Source organism: Alteromonas alvinellae, from assembly GCF_902705805.1.
Genome location: NZ_CACSIH010000166.1, coordinates 1 through 2,808 on the forward strand (window position 1 = coordinate 1; position 2,808 = coordinate 2,808).

3 protein-coding genes are annotated in these 2,808 nt (G+C 39.7%); 2 read left to right on the forward strand and 1 reads right to left on the reverse strand.

Annotated elements, in window-relative coordinates; genetic code table 11:
- Nucleotides 1–117: 117 nt before the first annotated feature.
- Nucleotides 118–303: a hypothetical protein gene (locus ACX5KA_RS12385; protein ID WP_458731286.1), complete on the reverse strand. Its 186-nt coding sequence runs from the start codon at nt 301–303 to the stop codon at nt 118–120.
- A gap of 718 nt (nt 304–1,021) precedes the next feature.
- On the opposite strand from ACX5KA_RS12385, the gene ACX5KA_RS12390 reads away from it, so the two are divergent.
- Both ACX5KA_RS12390 and ACX5KA_RS12395 read left to right on the forward strand, forming a co-directional pair.
- Nucleotides 1,022–1,324 (forward strand): type II toxin-antitoxin system RelE/ParE family toxin, encoded by a 303-nt coding sequence (locus tag ACX5KA_RS12390; RefSeq protein WP_222770664.1) that lies wholly within the window; start codon nt 1,022–1,024, stop codon nt 1,322–1,324.
- A complete protein-coding gene (locus ACX5KA_RS12395; RefSeq protein WP_222770665.1) occupies nt 1,314–2,396 on the forward strand; it encodes a HigA family addiction module antitoxin in 1,083 nt (360 codons plus the stop codon). The genes ACX5KA_RS12390 and ACX5KA_RS12395 overlap by 11 nt, the downstream gene beginning before the upstream one ends.
- Nucleotides 2,397–2,808 lie beyond the last annotated feature (412 nt).

Sequence of the window (2,808 nt, forward strand, 5' to 3'; positions counted from 1 at the left end):
TGCCAGTCAGCTTAACTGACTGGCATTAGCCCGAAGGCTCTCTTTTCATTTCGGTAAATTTACACCCGTTTATTCCCACTCGAATATCAACGAGCGGATATTGCCAATAAATAAAAGTTAGTTACAATCAGTATCTTTCTCAATACCATCATCTATACCATGCGCAGAATTTTTTTGATTTTTTGCGTCTCGTCGACGTTTTAGTTCGGCTTTGCCCCAAGCAGAGGATGCTGCCATATCATGACGAAGCTCTTTTTTCTCTTCGGTAGTAAGCATTCGCGGTCCTGATGTAGTTCTATCCACCTTGTACCTCCAACTGGTCACCATACATTTTAAGCGGCTCGTCAAAACGTCAGTTACCAGCAGAAAATTTAGGGTATATTTTTTGATTATTTTTCATACACATCTTGAAAGCAATCAATGGTGCCCAAAGATTATACAACGAGGGATAACCTCATTAAATAAAAGGATCAAATTATGGGTTTGAAGCCAGGGCCAAAACCAATAGCCAAGTCGACTGGCAAGCCAGATCAGCGTCGACGTGTCAACAAGAAAACGCCAGGAAACACTCCAGGCCTAAAGCCGAGTAAATCCTCGACCAAGTAACACAACTTCAATAGCGAGTCAGCGTATGTTGTACTGACTCTTGTTGCTAAAACCAAAAACACATTTTTGCCCTTAAGTGAGTTTGAGAACGCAAACCTCGTCTGTCTCGCCTCATTAGCTTTCGATGGATTTCCTAATGCTAAACGGGATGGGTGTAAAGTCTCTCTTCTTGGTGCACATTCTCGATCTTGACTTTGTGGTGGATGGCAATAGTTTTCTTCAAAACAAATGCTTATTCTAAACTCTAGTGTGCGAAAGATACGTGAAAAACCCCAAAGTCGGGTGTTTATTTCCCCAGCTTTGCAATCTAATGAGTTGTCAAATTGCAATCTGCTCGACGTCCAGGTTTTTAGAGTGTACTATTCACCTAAGGGGTGAATGCCATTGGACGGGTTACGCCAAAAGGTATCCGATTTTGGAAATAGATTTTAGAACAAACAAGCTTGAAAAGTGCTTTAAAGAGAGCCGTCAAGCAAACAAAGAATTCGGTGCTCAAGTTGGTCGTAAGTACATTCAACGTATTAACTTGATTAAAGCGGCTAAAGACCTAAACGCAGTGATGCAATTGCCAGGTTTACGTTGTCATCCCTTAAAAGGCGATCGAAAGGGGCAGTACGCAGTAAACCTTACAGGTTTTTATCGGCTAATATTTACGGTAGAAGGCGATAAGCTAAATATCGCAATGATTGAAGAAGTGAGTAAACATTATGATGACTGATCAAAGTTATATTTCTGATTTAGCCATCCCTCCAGGTGAATACTTGGAGGAGGTGCTTGATGATCTAGAGCTTAGTCAGGCTGAATTAGCTCGTAGAATGGGAAGACCCCCACAGGCTATTAATGAGATTATCAAGGGTGAAAAAGCAATTACGCCTGATACAGCTATTCAACTAGAGCAAGTTGTAGGCGTGGCTGCTGAGTTTTGGAATAATTTAGAATCAGAGTACCGTTTAGTTCTTGCAAAAGAACAAGAAATGCTAAAGGCTCAACAAGAAACAGAGGCTGTTTCTAAGTTCCCATACCTAGAAATGAGTAAACTCGGTTTAGTAAAGAAAACTAGAAACGCTATAGAGAAAGTAAAAGAACTCCAAAAGTTTTTTGGTGTGTCTTCTTTATTTAATATTGAAAATGTCAAAGAGTACTCTCCGGCATTTAGGTTATGTGAAAAAGATACAATTAGTAGAGAGGCGATTGCAGCTTGGTTGAGAACAGGACACTTACTGGCATCTGAACAAAATGTTGCTGATTTCGATAAAAATGCTCTTAAAAATAATATAGAAAATATAAGAGTTTTAAGCTTGGAGTCTGATCCTAATATAATGCTCAGCTCTCTGAAGCAGCTATTGGCTGACTGTGGTGTCGCTTTGGTTATTATTCCTCATTACCCTAAAACTTATGTAACAGGGGCTACATTCTGGTATGGCAAGAACAAACCAGTAGTCATGATGTCTATGAGAGGAAGTTGGGGAGATATATTCTGGTTTAGTCTGATGCACGAGTTGGCTCATATACTATTACACGATAAGAGAATAACTTTTATTGAAGGTGGAAGTAGTAGTGAGGATTATAAAGTTCAGGAAGAAGAAGCTGATACTTTTTCGCAAGAAACTTTGATTCCGAAACGGTCATATGATGCATTTATTTCTAAGTATGATTTTAGTCCTACTTCAATAGCAATATTTGCTAAATCAATAGCTATACATCCTGGTATTGTTACAGGTAGGCTTCAGCACGACAAACACCTTAGCCACTTACAACACCATCATAGGATAAGGTACAAGTGGAAATAGCAATTTAACAATCTGTTTAAGAGTGATTCGCAACGCTTGGCGTTTTTGCTATGCCTTGTGTTTTGTACTTAGAGCAGTATGCGTGAGCTTAGGCATTGCGCTGCTCACCTTAATAGGGCTAGGAAGATAGAAAATCGGGAACTATGGAAGTAAAATTCGACATTACACGCCCTTTTGAAAAGGACCTTAAGAAACTTGGGGAGAGAGAAAGACCGAGTAGTAGTTGCTATTGATAAATATGCGGCAACATTTGATTCTGAGCTTGACGTTTCAACCCAGCACATTTATCGGCCTCACAAAATAAAAATGCCAGAGGGATTAGAATCAAGCCTTTACGTTCTTAGAGTGTCACCTCAAATAAGAGTGATTCTAACAATTGAGGCGTAAGCGATCTTAAATCAGCACTTTACGC